Below are 13,285 nucleotides of genomic sequence, written 5' to 3'. Positions count from 1 at the left end.
GAGCCCTGTGCGGCAGGATAAACGCTGCCACACGTGCGCAACGCCATCGATGTTCGGCCATGCCGAATAGATTAGCGACACCTTCGACATGGATTGCGATGCCATCCCACTGACTGATGTCGAATTAAATTAGCTGGTCGTCTTACCGATTGACCTCTTCGGCTTTTTTTGTGAGGGCTTCAAGAGAAAACACGGACAGGTTGTATCGGGGAGTTTGGCGGTGGGCATCGAGGCTGCCGGGATCGTGACGCTGGGGCTCGGTCTGCTGGCGCTGCGGCTCGGGTCCGGGTTCGCACTGGCAGCCTTTGTGCCGCTCACCCTGCTGGGCGCGGCTGCGGCCGTGCTGCTGGGCGGCTCGGGCACCATCCAGCCGGCCCATCTGATGCTGGGCTTCGCGGTTCCGGCCGCATGGCGTGCTCTCGACCGCGACGGGCTGAGAACCAGCTTGCGGTTTCCGAACGAAGGCTTCTGGCTCGTGGCCTTCACGGTCACGACCACCCTCGGCGCCATCCTGTTGCCGCGCCTTCTCGCGGGCGCCACTGCCATCAATGCCATCGGCAGCACCGATTATGGACCGTCGCTGATGCTGGTGCCGCTCGGCCCCACCTCCGGCAACCTGACGCAGTCGATCTACGGGATTGCGGATCTTGTCTGCTTCCTGCTTTGCGCCGCCCTGGCCGGGCGGCCGCAGGGATACCGTCTGCTCGCCCGGGCCCTGACGAGCTACTGCGCCCTGAACATCGGCTTCGCGCTGCTGGATCTGGCGACCTACTGGACCAACACGGCCTTTCTGTTCGGGCCCGTCCGTAACGCCGACTACCACCTCCACACCGAAACGGTCGTCACCGGCCTGAAGCGCATCGTCGGCTCCTTCACCGAAACCGCCTCCTTTGCTTATGCGACGCTCGGCGCCCTCGGGTTCTCGGCCGAGCTGTGGCTCGCCGGGGTGCGGCCGAGGCTCTTCGCGCCACTGGCGCTCATGTCGCTGCTGCTGCTCACCCTGTCGACGTCCAGCACCGCCTATGTGGCGACGCCGCTGCTGTTGGCCGCCCTGCTGGCGCGCCTCGGCCTTCGGGCGACACAACGGCGCATCACCCTGACAGGCGCGGCCGTGCTGCTGCTGGTGCCCGTGCTGATGGCGGCGCTGCTGACAGGCGTGCTGCTGGTGCCCGCGGCCCGCGACGCCGTCGCCGACACGCTGACGGCGTTGTTGTTCGACAAGGCCGGCAGCCAGTCGGGCCTCGAACGCGCCCAATGGAACATCGATGCGCTGCGGAACGCCATCGACACGGCGGGTTTCGGCGCCGGCCTCGGCAGCGTGCGGGCCTCGAGCTTCCCGGTGGCGCTGCTGGCCAACACCGGGGTGCCGGGCACCCTGTTGTTCTCGGGCTTCCTGGTCAGGCTGCTGCTCACCACCGCGGCCCCGGATCGCGGGGCTGTCGCGGCCATTCGCGATGCGGCCCGCTTGGCCTGCCTGGGGTTGCTGCTCGGGGCCACGGTGTCCGGCGCCATGGTGGACCTCGGCCTGCCGTTCTTCATCTTCGCGGCCCTGGCCAGCGCCCGCGTGAGGCCGGCGCTGGCGACCACGCCCGCGATCGCGCGCCGGGTGGCGATCGCTTCGCCGTGGCGGGTGCCTGCCGAGACGCGCGCGGCGTGAGCCGGTTCCTGCGCAACTCCGTCTTCGGCACGCTGGCGGGCCTCAGCACCACGCTCGGCAACTTCCTGTCCGGCCTCGTGGTGTCGCGCCTGCTCGGCGTCGAGCCCGCCGGCAGCGTCGCCTTTGCGGTCTGGGCCGTTTGGCTCGGCACCACGGTGGTGAACGGCGGCCTGCCCTTCACCCTGGCCCGCTATCTGCCCGAGGTCGGGGCCCGCGACGGCGACGCCGTGGCGCAACAACTGGCGGCCCGGCTGCTCAGGCCCTTCGCGGCCGTGGCGGTGCTGCCGGCTCTCGGCGGCCTCGGCTATGCGGCCTGGCTGATCCATGGCCAGGTCGGCGACGCGACATCCCCGTTTCGCGATCCCGTCATCTGCGCCCTGATCGGGGCCAACATCACCACGCAGGCGCTCGGCGATTTCGCCCGCAGCGTTCTACGGGGCCGGCACGCCTTCGATGCCGTGGCCCGCACCACCGCCACCATGGCAACGCTGCAGATCGTGGCGCTGCTGGTGGGCGCCGGGCTGTTCGGCACGCGTGGGGCCGTCGCGGCCTATTGGCTGGCCAGTTGGGTGCCGCTCGTCGTGTTGCGTGAGGTGTGGGGTCCGACCGGTCCGCCCCAGCGCGCCGTCCTCGGCCGCATGCGGCGCTATGCGCGGTTCCGCTGGGCTTCGGACATCCTCGGGTTTCTGGTCTGGTCGCGCATCGAGATCCTGTTCCTGCAACTCGCCTGGGGGCTCGGCTCCGTGGGGCTGTTCAGCGCCGGCATGACTTTGGCGAACCTTGCCGTACAGGGACCGTTGATGCTCACCTGGGCGCTGATGCCGCGCTTCGCCGAACTGCACGGGCAACACGACCGCGACAGCATGCTCCGCCTTTACGCCACCGGAACGCGCCTGCTGGCCTTCCTGGTGTTCCCCGCCTCTTTCGGGCTCGCGGCCGTTCTGCCCAGCCTGTTGCCGCTGCTGTATGGCCAAGCCTTCGCGGGAGCCATCCCGGCCGCGCAGGTGCTGGTTTGCGCGGCGTCGCTGGCCGCCATCTCGTCGGTCGGCTCCAATCTCGTCTGGGGGCTCGAGCGCAGCGATGCCGACTTCTACGCCAGCCTCGCCGGGGCCGCGCTGGCGCTGGTCGGCGGCGTGGTGCTGATCCGACCCTTCGGCGACATGGGGGCGGCAGCCTCGCGGGCCCTCACCCAGGCCTGCGCGGTCGGGATCTCGTCGTGGTTCTTGTGGGCGCGGCTCGGCTTCGCGATCCCGGTCGGGGCCTTGCTGCGCTTGTTCGGTGCCGCCCTGTTGTGCGGCGGTGTCGCACGCGGCGTCCTGGCGCTGCACCCGGGTGTGCTCGGACTGGCGGTGGCCATCCCGTCGGGCGCCATCACCTATGTGGCGGCGGTGCGCCTGTTCGGCGCCTTGACGGCCGACGACACGGCCCGGCTGCACGGCCTCGTCGCGGCGCTGCCATGGCCGATCGCCCGGCGGGCCGATCCATGGGCGCGACTGATTCTGGGATGACGGCAAGCCGGCCCTGCACCGGCGACCGCCCCACGACAAGCGTCCCGAGTGCTCGGCGAAGGGATCCGCGCACGATCTGACCTCGTCGCGCCATGGGCCCCAACGCGCTGTCACGACCGCCACGGCCCCATCCAAGCCCGCGATTGCATTCGGGTCCCGGCATGCTAGGGACGGGGCCGAGCCGAGACATGGCGGTCCGGAACGTCCGTTCTCGGCCTCGAAAGCCATGCTGCGCCGCTCACCGCCCGCAACGGCATAAGGGACTTCGTGGTGACAACAACCAGGCTGAGCGAGGCTGCGCTGCCCCTCAGGCCTTTGCCTTACCGGGCCCCCACCAGGGGGGTGGCGCGCGGACTGGCTTTAGCCGCCAGCGTCACGCTTTGCTTCCTGCTTCCCGTTCTGATGGTCATCGCCAACAAGAGCGCTCCCGTGACCCTGGCCCTGGGAAGCGTTCTGGCCAACCTGGCGGCCCTGGCGGCCGGCCAGGGTCGCCCCCTGCTGCGGCGCTACCGCGACACCCTGCTGACGGGGTCGGGCGTGCTGCTGCTGCTCGTCTTCGTTTGGTCGGCGCTGTCGCTCGGCTGGAGCGTTTCGCCCGCCATGACGCTGCGGGGCCTGCGCGAAACGGCGCCGGAACTGCTGTTCGGCTGGGGGTTGGCGGCCGCCTGGCCGATGGTGGCCCGCCGCGGCGACCTGCGCCTGATCGCGCTCGGCATCGTGGTCTCGGCCCTGTTGATCGCCTCGGAAGGCGGCACCCACATGCCGCTGCACCGGCTGGTGGGCGCACGGGCGCTGGCCTTCGACCTCAAGCGCAGCTCGATTCCGCCGCTGCTGCTGCTCTGGCCCGCCGTCGCTCTGGTGGCGCAGGGCCGTCACTGGCGCATGGTGTTGCTGCTCGCGATCTTCGCCGAGATCGGGGCCTGCATCTCGCATTCGTCGGCCTCGATCGTGGCCGTGGTGCTGGGCCTCGCCATCTATGGCTTGGGTCGCCGCGCGCCCCTGGCCGCCACACGGGTGTTCGGCACCGCGATCGTGCTCTGCCTGCTGGCCGCGCCCTGGACCGGCACGCTGATGACCTATGCGGTGCCGCCGCGGCTCGAGCGCTTGCTCGAAGACCAGCACGCGAAAGAACGCATCGCCATCTGGACCACCTTCGAGCAACGCGTGTGGGAACGCAGTTGGATCGGGCACGGTTTCGACGCGAGCTTCCGGCTCGGCGACGCAGCCGACACGTCAGCCGAACGCCCGGGGGATGGCGTCATCCGGGACATCCACCCGCACAACCAACTGCTCCAGGTATGGATCGACTTCGGCCTCGTGGGCGGCATCGGCGTGCTGGTGGGATTGGCCTGGATGATGGGACGGCTGAGCCGCCTGCCGCCGCTCGATCTGGCGCCCCGCGTGGCCTTCCTGATCAGCGCCACCATGATGGGGCTCGTCGGGGTTCAGGCCTGGGATGCCTGGTGGCTCGCCTCGCTGGCCGTGTGCTGGGGCGCCTTCACGGTGCTGCGCCACCACCCGGCAGGCTCCACCGCCGCGGTGGTGGCGGAGCCCGGTCCGTGATCGTGTCCGGCCCCGGAGGGGGCCGAACAACCGTGATCAGGCCTGGACGCCCTGCACGTACCAATCGAGCTTGAGCAGCTCCTCGTCCGTCAGGGACTTGCCGGCCGAGACCTTCTCGACACCCTTCTGGTCCTTGATCGGGCCCGCGAACGCCTGATAGCTGCCGTCCATTAGGCCGGCCTTGACCTTGTCGGCCGCTGCCGCGACCTCGGGGGTGACCATCGGCCCGTAGGCCGCCATATCGACCAAGCCTTCCTTCAGGCCCATCCAGACGCTCTGGGTTTTCCAGGTGCCGTCCATCACGGCCTTGATGCGCTCGATGTAATAGGGCGCCCAATTGTCCATGATGGAGGTGACCTGCACCTTCGGGCCAAAGCTCTGCATGTTGGAGGCCTGGCCGACGGCCGGGATGCCGCGGGCCTCGGCGGTCTGCACCACGGCGGGGCTGTCAGTATGCTGGCACAGGAAGTCGGCGCCCTGGTCGATCAGCGACTTGGCCGCATCGGCCTCCTTGCCGGGATCGAACCAACCATTGACCCAGATCACCTTGGTCTGGAAGTTCGGGTTCACCTTCTGGGCCGCCAGCGTGAAGGCGTTGATGCCCATCACCACCTCGGGGATCGGCACCGAACCGACATAGCCGGCGACGCCCTTCTTGGACAGGTGGCCCGCGATGGCGCCCGTGATGGCGCGGCCCTGATAGAAGCGGGAATTATATTCGGCGAAGTTCGGGGCGGTCTTGTAGCCGGTGGCCTGCTCGAACTTCACCTTCGGGAATTGCTTCGCCACGCGCTCGGCCGGGTTCATGAAGCCGAACGAGGTGGTGAAGACGATGTCGTTCGATTGCGCCAGCTGGCGGATCACCCGCTCGGCATCCGGTCCCTCGGCGACCTTCTCGACGAAGGAGGTCTTCACCTTGTCGCCAAATTCCTTTTCCACGGCCTTGCGGCCCTGGTCGTGCTGATACGACCAGCCGAAGTCGCCCACCGGGCCGACATAAACCCATGCGGCCTTGATTGGACCGCCGGCCGCACGGGCGGCGGGGCCGCCCAGGGCCAGCGCCGCCGTCGTGGTGGCGGCCCCGGCCAGGAACCGGCGACGCGGGAGAACGAAATCCATGGGGGCTCCTTCGATTGCAAGGGCGGGCGGCGCCCGGACCGGTGTTTGTCAAAGCATGGCCCAACGCCTCGGCCAAGCACGGTTTTTCGGCAGGTTTGCTTGTTTAAGTGGCAGGTCGGAACGGCTTGCCGAGGCAGGCCGGCGCGGCGAGTCGACGTCGGGCCGAAGGCGACGACATGAGGGTCAACACCAGGATCGTCGCGAGATAAGGCAGCATGGCCAGAAACTGCGTCGGCACCGCCGTCAGGCCGCTGCCTTGGGCGTAAAGCTGCAGCACCGTCACGCCGCCGAACAGATAAGCCCCGGCCAGCACCCGCCAGGGCCGCCAGCCGGCGAAGACCACCAGCGCCAGGGCGATCCAACCGCGGCCCGCCGTCATGCCCTCCACCCACATGGGCGTATAGGCGAGCGACAGATAGGCCCCGCCAAGCCCCGCCATGGCGCCGCCGAACAAAACGGCGCCGTAGCGGATGCGCAGCACGTCATAGCCGATCGAATGGGCGGAGCCGTCCGCCTCGCCGACGCCGCGCAGGATGAGCCCGGGGCGGCTGCGGCCGAGAAACCAGGCCACTCCGGCCGTCAAGGCGACCGACAGGTAGACGAGCGCGTCGTGGCCGAACAGCAGCGGCCCGAGGATCGGCAGGTCGGACAGGCCCGGCACGGCGAGCTTCGCCAGCGGCACGATGGGATGGCCGACGAAGTTGGCGCCCACCAGCGCGCTGAGGCCGAGACCGAACAGCGTCAACGCCAGACCGGTCGCCACCTGGTTCGAGGCGAGCGTCAACACCAGCAGACCGAACAAGGCCGCCATGGCGGCGCCGGCGGCCGCGGCTGCGAGCACGGCCAGGGCGGGGCTGCCGGACAGCGACATCGTCGCAAAGGCCGCGATGGCGCCGACCAGCATCATGCCCTCGACACCAAGGTTCAACACCCCGGCGCGCTCGACCACGAGTTCGCCGAGCGCCGCCAACAGAAGCGGCGTCGCAGCCGTGATGACCGAGACCAGCAGGGGAACCAGGATCGTCATGAGGTCACGGCCTTGCGGTCGGCGGGCTGGCTCGCCCCGATCGCGGCCTGCACAGCCGCGGCGGGCCTCACCACGCGCACGCGGTAGCGCACCAGGAAATCCGAGGCGAGCAGGAAGAACAACAACATCGCCTGCACGAGTCCGGTGGCGGCATTGGGCAGCCCCATGTCGACCTGCGCTTGATCGGCGCCGATATACGACAAGGCCATCACCAACCCGGCCAGCAGGATGCCGAGCGGGTGCAACCGGCCCAGGAAGGCCACGATGATGGCCGTAAAGCCATAGCCGGGCGTGATCTTCGGGATCAGCTGGCCGATCGGCCCGGCCACCTCGAACAAGCCGGCGAGCCCGGCCAGGCCGCTCGCGGCCATCAGGGTCAGCCATACGGTGCGGGTTTGGCTGAAACCGGCATAGCGCGCCGCGGCCGGTGCCGAGCCGACCGTGCGGATCTCGAAGCCGAGGATCGAGCGCGACATCACGAGCCAGCCCACCCCCACGACGAGCAGCGCCACCAGCACGCCCGCATGGACCCGGGTGCCTTCGAGCAGGATCGGCAGCGTCGCCGACTCGGAAAACATCCGCGATTGCGGGAAGTTCATGCCCTCTGGATCCTTCCAGGGGCCGAGCACGAGATAGCTGAGGAACTGTTCCGCCACATAGGTCAGCATCAAACTGACCAGGATCTCGCTGACGCCAAGCCGGGTCTTCAAGAGCGCCGGGATGGCCCCCCAGGCCATGCCGCCCCCCACGGCCGCCAGCGCCATCAACGGCAGGATCCACCAGCCTTCCTGGCCGTAGAACAACAGCGCGACGCCGCCGCCCGCGATGGCGCCCATCATCAGCTGCCCTTCGGCGCCGATGTTCCACACATTGGCCCGGAACCCCATCGCGAGCCCGACCGCGATCATCACCAGCGGCGAGGCCTTCAGGGCCAGTTCGGCCAGCCCCTGCTGGCTGGTGAGCGGCGTCACGAACAGGTCCGTCAAGGCCCGCACGGGGTCGTAGCCCATCAGAGCGAAAAGCCCGAAGGCCGCCACCACGGTGGCCAGCACCGACAAGGGCGGCGTCAACCATTGCAGGGCCCGCGACACCTCGCGTCGCGGCTCGACCTTAAGGCGCATGAGCGGGCTCCCGTGCGGGCACATCGCTTTGAGCGACTTCGGCGCCGTGCATGCCGCCCATCAACAGGCCCAGCTTCTCGAGCGACACGCCGTCGGTCGGCATCGCCTCCGAGAGTTGGCCGACGTTGATGACCGCGACACGGTCGCTGATGGCCAGCAACTCGTCGAGGTCCTGGCTGATCACCACCACGGCCGAGCCGGCCGCGGCGAGCCGCAGCAGCGCCGCATGGATGGCCGCCGCCGCGCCCGCATCAACGCCCCAGGTCGGCTGCGAAACCACCAGCACGCCGGGGTTCTGCAGGATCTCGCGCCCGACGATGAATTTTTGCAGGTTGCCGCCCGACAGGCTCGCGGCGGCGACGTTCGGCCCTGGCGTCCGCACATCGAACCCCGCGATGATGCGGCGGGCAAAATCGGCCGCCTTGCGGGTCCGGATCAGGCCGCCCGCCACCAGGCCCTCGCGGCCGTGGCCGCTCAGCACGGCATTGTCGACGAGGCTGAACTCCGGCACGGCGGCATGGCCGTTGCGTTCTTCCGGCACGGCGCAGAGCCCGAGCGCCCGGCGGTGCGCGGCGCCGCGATGGCCGACGCGACGGCCGTCGAGCAGCACGGCCCCGGGCGTTTCCACCGTTCGCTCGCCGCTCAGCGCCAGCAGCAGCTCGTTCTGTCCGTTGCCGGCCACGCCCGCGATGCCGAAGACCTCGCCGGCCCGCACCGTGAAGGAGATGCCCTTCAAGGCGATGCCATGCGGCGCGTCGGCCTTGAGGTCGAGCCCACCAACCAGCAGACGCTCGGCACCGGGCTTGCCTCCGGCGCGGCGCGCGACGGACTTGACCTCGGCGCCGATCATCAAGGCCGCCATGCTGGCAGCGGTTTCGGCGCGGGGATCGCAAGCCCCCACCACACGGCCGCCGCGCAGAATGGTGGCGCGGTCGCACAGGGCTTTGATCTCGGCCAGCTTGTGGCTGATATAGAGGATCGAACAGCCTTGCGCGGCCAGCAGCCGCAGCGTTTCGAACAGCTTGTCGACCTCCTGCGGAGTCAGCACCGAGGTCGGCTCGTCCATGATGAGCAGCTTTGGGCCGAGAAGCAGACACCGCACGATCTCGATGCGCTGCCGCTCGCCGACCGACAGGTCGTAGACGTGCCGATGGGGATCGAGCGGCAGGCCATAGGTCTGGCTGACGGTCCGGATGCGCTCCGCCAGGGCCTTGGGCTTCTCGGGCCGGTCGAGGCCGAGCGCCACGTTCTCGCCCACGGTCAGGGCCTCGAACAGCGAAAAGTGCTGGAACACCATGCCGATGCCGAGCGCCCGCGCCGCATGGGGGTTCGGCACGGCGGTCGGAGCGCCGTTCCAGCGGATCTCGCCCTCGTCGGGCTGCAGGATGCCGTAGATCATCTTGACCAACGTCGACTTGCCGGCGCCGTTCTCGCCCAGCAGCGCGTGGATCTCCCCGGGCCTGACGCCGAGGTCCACGTCGGCATTGGCCACGACGCCGGGAAAGCGCTTGGTCAGCCCGCGCAACAACAATCGGTCGATCGTGTTCCCGTGTTCAGCCACTTGCGTCCGATGCGCCCCCGATTGCGACCTCATGAAGAAGTCTCCACATCCCGGGGCGATCAGCAAGCTTCATGCCGGGACCCGAAGCGGCGGCCCACAAGCGATCACGCGCCGCGGCGTCGAGGCCGACCACGGCCGCGCCTCATCGGCGGGCCTCGGGACGGTCCGGGAGCGGGAAGAAGTCGTCCGCATCACGATCATAAACCTTGCGGCCGGCCACATAGGTGGCCCGCACGGCCCGGTCATCGCCCAGCGTCATCAGGGCGAAGAGCTGGTCGTCCAGAGTGTCGCAGAACGGCATGCGGAAGCGCATCAGCGGCGTCGCCCCGAGGTCCAGTACGCAGAGGTCCGCCTCGAAGCCCGGCGCCACGCGGCCGATGCGGTCACCAAGCGACAGCGCTTCGGCGCCCCCCGCGGTGGCGAGCCAGAAGGCCTGGGCGGCCGACAGCGTGTGGCCCGTCATCTGGGCGACCTTGTAGGCTTCGTTGAGGGTGGCGAGCTGGCCGAGGCTGGTGCCGGCCCCGACGTCGGTGCCGAGCCCCACCCGCACCGGACGTCGCGGATCGAGCGCGTCGAACAGCCGGAACAGCCCGCTGCCGAGGAACAGATTCGAGGTCGGGCAATGGGCAAGCGCCGCACCGGCGGCATGGCAGGCGCACAGGTCCGCCTCGCCGAGATGGATGCCGTGGCCCAGCACCGAACGGCTGCCGATCAGCCCCGCATGGGCGTAAACGTCGAGGTAGCTGGCGCGCTCCGGAAACAGCGTCTCGACCCAGGCGCATTCGGCCCGGTTCTCGGCGATGTGGGTCTGCATGTAGAGGCCGTCGGCCCGCTTCAGAAGCGCACCGGCAGCCTCGAGCTGCGCGTCCGTGCTGGTCGGGGCGAATCGCGGCGTCACGCAATAATGGGCCCGGCCGCGCCCGTGCCAGCGGTCCATCAGCGCCGCCGATTCGTCGTAGCCCTGCTGGGCGGTGTCGCGCAGATCGTCCGGCGCATGGCGGTCCATCAGCACCTTGCCGGCCACCATGCGGGCGTCGAAGCGTGCCGCCTCGGTGAAGAAGGCTTCGACCGATTGCGGATGCACGGTGCAATAGACCGCCGCCGTGGTGGTGCCGTTGCGCAGGAGTTCACGCAGGAAGGTGGCCGCGACCTCCGCCGCAAAGACGGGATCGGCATAACGCGCCTCGACGGGAAAGACGTAGTGCTCCAGCCACTCCAGCAACTGCGCCCCATAGGCGGCGATCAACGGCAGTTGCGGATAATGGACGTGGCAATCCACGAACCCGGCCGAAATGACGGCGTTCTCGTAGTGGGTCACCGGCACGCCGTCCGGCACGGCATGGCGCAGGGTCGCATAGGGGCCGACCTGGGCGATGCGGCCATCCACGATGAGGATCAGCGCGTCGAGCTCATGCAAGAGGCAATCGCGCGACGGATGACGGAACGGGTCGTCGCGGAAGGTTACAAGCCCTCCGCGTATCGCGATTGTTGCAGGCATGCGCTTTCCTGGGGAAACCCCATTTGAGATAAGAGATTAGCCTTGCCAACCAAGTCGCCAGCGTCGACATTTTAATCATCAAATTTTTAGCTAATATACATGGATTATCTACACAAGAATGACACAACCGGCTCAAAACAAACAAGGTCGTAGCCCAGGCCAGACCTCGCACCGGATGAATCCAATGCTTTGGTGGACAGGAGCAGTAGCAATTTTCACGCTGCTCCTCGTAGTAACATCAGCAGTTAGCGACTGGTTCATTTACCAACAGTACTCAACCTCTATATCGCAGCAGGAGGACAATCGCGCACAGCTGAAAGCTTCGGTCGTGTTTGACGGATTTATTATTGTACCACAACTGCAAGATGGGAAAGCCGGAGATTATGCTTTGCCGCAAAGTTTCATAACTATGGCGGAACCCGCACAAATAAATTTATCGCATGGGAATCAGTCAATTATTTCGATGGCAGTGTCCCTAATAGCCAAGATTTTTTCAAGCCGTATGTAAATATCGAATTACACAACTCCGTTTTAGGACCAGCCGGAGACAGCATTCTTGTCCCCATACAAGTACCCAGGGATACTTTGCAAAAGGCATCTGAGGGAAAGGGTATTTTAGCAGCATGGGGCCATGCTGATTGGAGTGAAATATTTGATAAGTCGGTTAAGAGCACAAGTTATTGCTTCTCTCTTAATCCAAAAATTGATAGTAAAGGAGGTTATACTTTCGAGCCGGTCCCAATCCGAAGTGATTGCATGATTGTCAAAGATTAAGTGAAATGTTTCCGTGCTGCCGCCGCAACTCCTCGACGTCGATTCCGAGCGGCTGCCCGTCGACGACGCGCCATTGCCCCGCCACCATGACCCGGTCGGCCCGGTGGGCACCGCAGAGCACCAGCGCCGCCAGCGGATCGCCGGCGCCGGAAAAGCGCAGTTCGTCGAGCGTGAAGCAGGCGAGGTCGGCCTGCGCGCCCACCGCGATGCGGCCGATGTCGGTGCGACCGAGGCAGCGGGCGGACCCCTCGGTGGCCCAGCGCAGCGCGTCGAGGTGGGTGACGGCGGTGCCATAAGTGAGGCGGTTCAGCAGCAGGGCCTGGCGCACCTCCTGCATCAGGTTCGAGCCATCGTTCGAGGCCGAGCCGTCGACCCCGAGGCCAAGCGGCGCCCCGGCGGCCTCGAGCTCGCGCGTGCGGCACTGCCCGGAGGCGAGCAGCATGTTGGAGGTGGGGCAATGGCAGACGCCGACGCCGGCCCCGCCGAGGCGGCCGATCTCCTCGGCCCGGAAATGCACCCCATGGGCCAGCCAGGTGCGGTCGTGCAACCAGCCGTTCTGTTCGAGGTAATCGACCGGGCGGCAACCGAAGCGCGCCTCGCAGAAGGCATCTTCGTCGTGGGTCTCCCCGAGGTGAGTGTGCAGTCGGCAGCCGCAGCGCGTCGCGAGTTCGGCCGATTCGCGCATCAGCGCGGGCGTCACGGAGAACGGCGAACACGGCGCCAGGGCCACCTGCAGCATGGCGCCTTCCTCGGCCTGGTGGTAGCGGCCGATCACCCGTTCGCTGTCGCACAGGATCGTGTCCTGGTCCTGCACCACCGAATCGGGCGGCAGCCCGCCATCCTTGACCGACAGATTCATCGAGCCGCGCATCAACGTCATGCGCATGCCGATCGCCCCGGCTTCGGTCGCCTGGATGTCGAGCGCCCCTTCGAGACCGGGCGGGAACAAATACTGGTGGTCGGCCGCCGTGGTGCAGCCCGACAACAGCAGTTCGGTCAGGGCGAGTCGGGTGGCGAGGCGAAAACTGTCCGGCGTCACCACACGGGCCCAGACGGGGTAGAGCGCCTTCAACCAGTCGAACAACTCGCGGTTGATGGCGGCCGGATGGGCGCGCGTCAGCGTCTGGTACATGTGGTGGTGGGTGTTGATCAGCCCGGGCAACACCACATGGCGCGACAGGTCCTGCACCGCATCGACCGGCGTCGCCGGCATGGCGCCGGCCGGCAGGCATTCGACAATCTTGGCGCCATCGATCACGAGACCGCCCGCCGCATCGGCATGCAGGATCGCCAGCGGGGTCTTCAGCCAGGTTCGCACGTGTGCATCCATCCGCCAGTCGTGCGACGATGCCGGCAACGCATGACTGGCGTCAACCAGCCACGCCAAGAGTATTTGTGCATCGACTGCACAATTGCCCGATTTCGCTCGCATCGTTAGGATGGGCTTCGACAGAAAG

General features: G+C 67.6%; 10 protein-coding genes. 4 read left to right on the top strand and 6 right to left on the bottom strand.

From position 1 onward, the window contains the following. Positions 1-220 precede the first annotated feature (220 nt). From P7D22_RS04280 to P7D22_RS04270, 3 genes are all read left to right on the top strand, one after another. Entirely contained in the window at positions 221-1,657 is a 1,437-nt protein-coding gene (locus P7D22_RS04280; protein ID WP_319932976.1) for a hypothetical protein, read from the top strand. Further along, positions 1,654-3,165, top strand: a complete 1,512-nt coding sequence (locus tag P7D22_RS04275; protein WP_319932975.1) for a lipopolysaccharide biosynthesis protein — start codon at positions 1,654-1,656, stop codon at positions 3,163-3,165. Before P7D22_RS04280 ends, P7D22_RS04275 begins: the two co-directional genes overlap by 4 nt. A gap of 270 nt (positions 3,166-3,435) precedes the next feature. Further along, entirely contained in the window at positions 3,436-4,728 is a 1,293-nt protein-coding gene (locus tag P7D22_RS04270) for an O-antigen ligase family protein (RefSeq protein WP_319932974.1), read from the top strand. Positions 4,729-4,764: 36 nt separating this feature from the next. On the opposite strand, the gene P7D22_RS04265 is transcribed toward P7D22_RS04270, so the two are convergent. From P7D22_RS04265 to guaD, 5 genes are all read right to left on the bottom strand, one after another. Next, positions 4,765-5,847 carry a BMP family ABC transporter substrate-binding protein gene (locus P7D22_RS04265; protein ID WP_319932973.1) on the bottom strand — a complete coding sequence of 361 codons (1,083 nt, stop codon included), beginning with the start codon at positions 5,845-5,847 and terminating at the stop codon, positions 4,765-4,767. A 103-nt stretch (positions 5,848-5,950) separates the two neighbouring features. After that, positions 5,951-6,874 (bottom strand): ABC transporter permease, encoded by a 924-nt coding sequence (locus P7D22_RS04260; RefSeq protein ID WP_319932972.1) that lies wholly within the window; start codon positions 6,872-6,874, stop codon positions 5,951-5,953. Further along, complete coding sequence (locus tag P7D22_RS04255; protein WP_319932971.1) at positions 6,871-7,995, bottom strand: ABC transporter permease; 1,125 nt, start codon at positions 7,993-7,995, stop codon at positions 6,871-6,873. Before P7D22_RS04255 ends, P7D22_RS04260 begins: the two co-directional genes overlap by 4 nt. Next, on the bottom strand, positions 7,985-9,589 hold the full coding sequence (locus tag P7D22_RS04250; RefSeq protein ID WP_442916025.1) for an ABC transporter ATP-binding protein: 1,605 nt from the start codon (positions 9,587-9,589) through the stop codon (positions 7,985-7,987). Before P7D22_RS04250 ends, P7D22_RS04255 begins: the two co-directional genes overlap by 11 nt. A gap of 109 nt (positions 9,590-9,698) precedes the next feature. Continuing rightward, positions 9,699-11,054: a guanine deaminase gene (gene guaD, locus P7D22_RS04245; RefSeq protein ID WP_319932970.1), complete on the bottom strand. Its 1,356-nt coding sequence runs from the start codon at positions 11,052-11,054 to the stop codon at positions 9,699-9,701. Between the two features lie 118 nt (positions 11,055-11,172). Between guaD and P7D22_RS04240 the strand changes: the two genes are divergently transcribed. Next, a complete protein-coding gene (locus P7D22_RS04240) occupies positions 11,173-11,562 on the top strand; it encodes a hypothetical protein (RefSeq protein ID WP_319932969.1) in 390 nt (129 codons plus the stop codon). A 255-nt stretch (positions 11,563-11,817) separates the two neighbouring features. Here the strand turns inward: P7D22_RS04240 and P7D22_RS04235 are convergent, their stop codons facing one another. After that, a complete protein-coding gene (locus P7D22_RS04235) occupies positions 11,818-13,158 on the bottom strand; it encodes an 8-oxoguanine deaminase (RefSeq protein WP_442916024.1) in 1,341 nt (446 codons plus the stop codon). Positions 13,159-13,285 lie beyond the last annotated feature (127 nt).

Origin of the sequence: Lichenihabitans sp. Uapishka_5 (assembly GCF_033947565.1) — a bacterium.
Taxonomy (GTDB): domain Bacteria; phylum Pseudomonadota; class Alphaproteobacteria; order Rhizobiales; family Beijerinckiaceae; genus Lichenihabitans.
The sequence above is the reverse complement of the archived record's forward strand: the minus strand, read 5'-3'. Positions and strand labels throughout refer to the sequence as shown.

Coding starts and splice junctions, on each gene's coding strand:
- P7D22_RS04250 (WP_442916025.1), bottom strand. CDS start 9,589: ATGAGGTCGCAATCGGGGGCGCATCGGACGCAAGTGGCTGAACACGGG.
- P7D22_RS04240 (WP_319932969.1), top strand. CDS start 11,173: ATGACACAACCGGCTCAAAACAAACAAGGTCGTAGCCCAGGCCAGACC.
- P7D22_RS04235 (WP_442916024.1), bottom strand. CDS start 13,158: ATGGATGCACACGTGCGAACCTGGCTGAAGACCCCGCTGGCGATCCTG.
- P7D22_RS04265 (WP_319932973.1), bottom strand. CDS start 5,847: ATGGATTTCGTTCTCCCGCGTCGCCGGTTCCTGGCCGGGGCCGCCACC.
- P7D22_RS04260 (WP_319932972.1), bottom strand. CDS start 6,874: ATGACGATCCTGGTTCCCCTGCTGGTCTCGGTCATCACGGCTGCGACG.
- P7D22_RS04255 (WP_319932971.1), bottom strand. CDS start 7,995: ATGCGCCTTAAGGTCGAGCCGCGACGCGAGGTGTCGCGGGCCCTGCAA.
- guaD (WP_319932970.1), bottom strand. CDS start 11,054: ATGCCTGCAACAATCGCGATACGCGGAGGGCTTGTAACCTTCCGCGAC.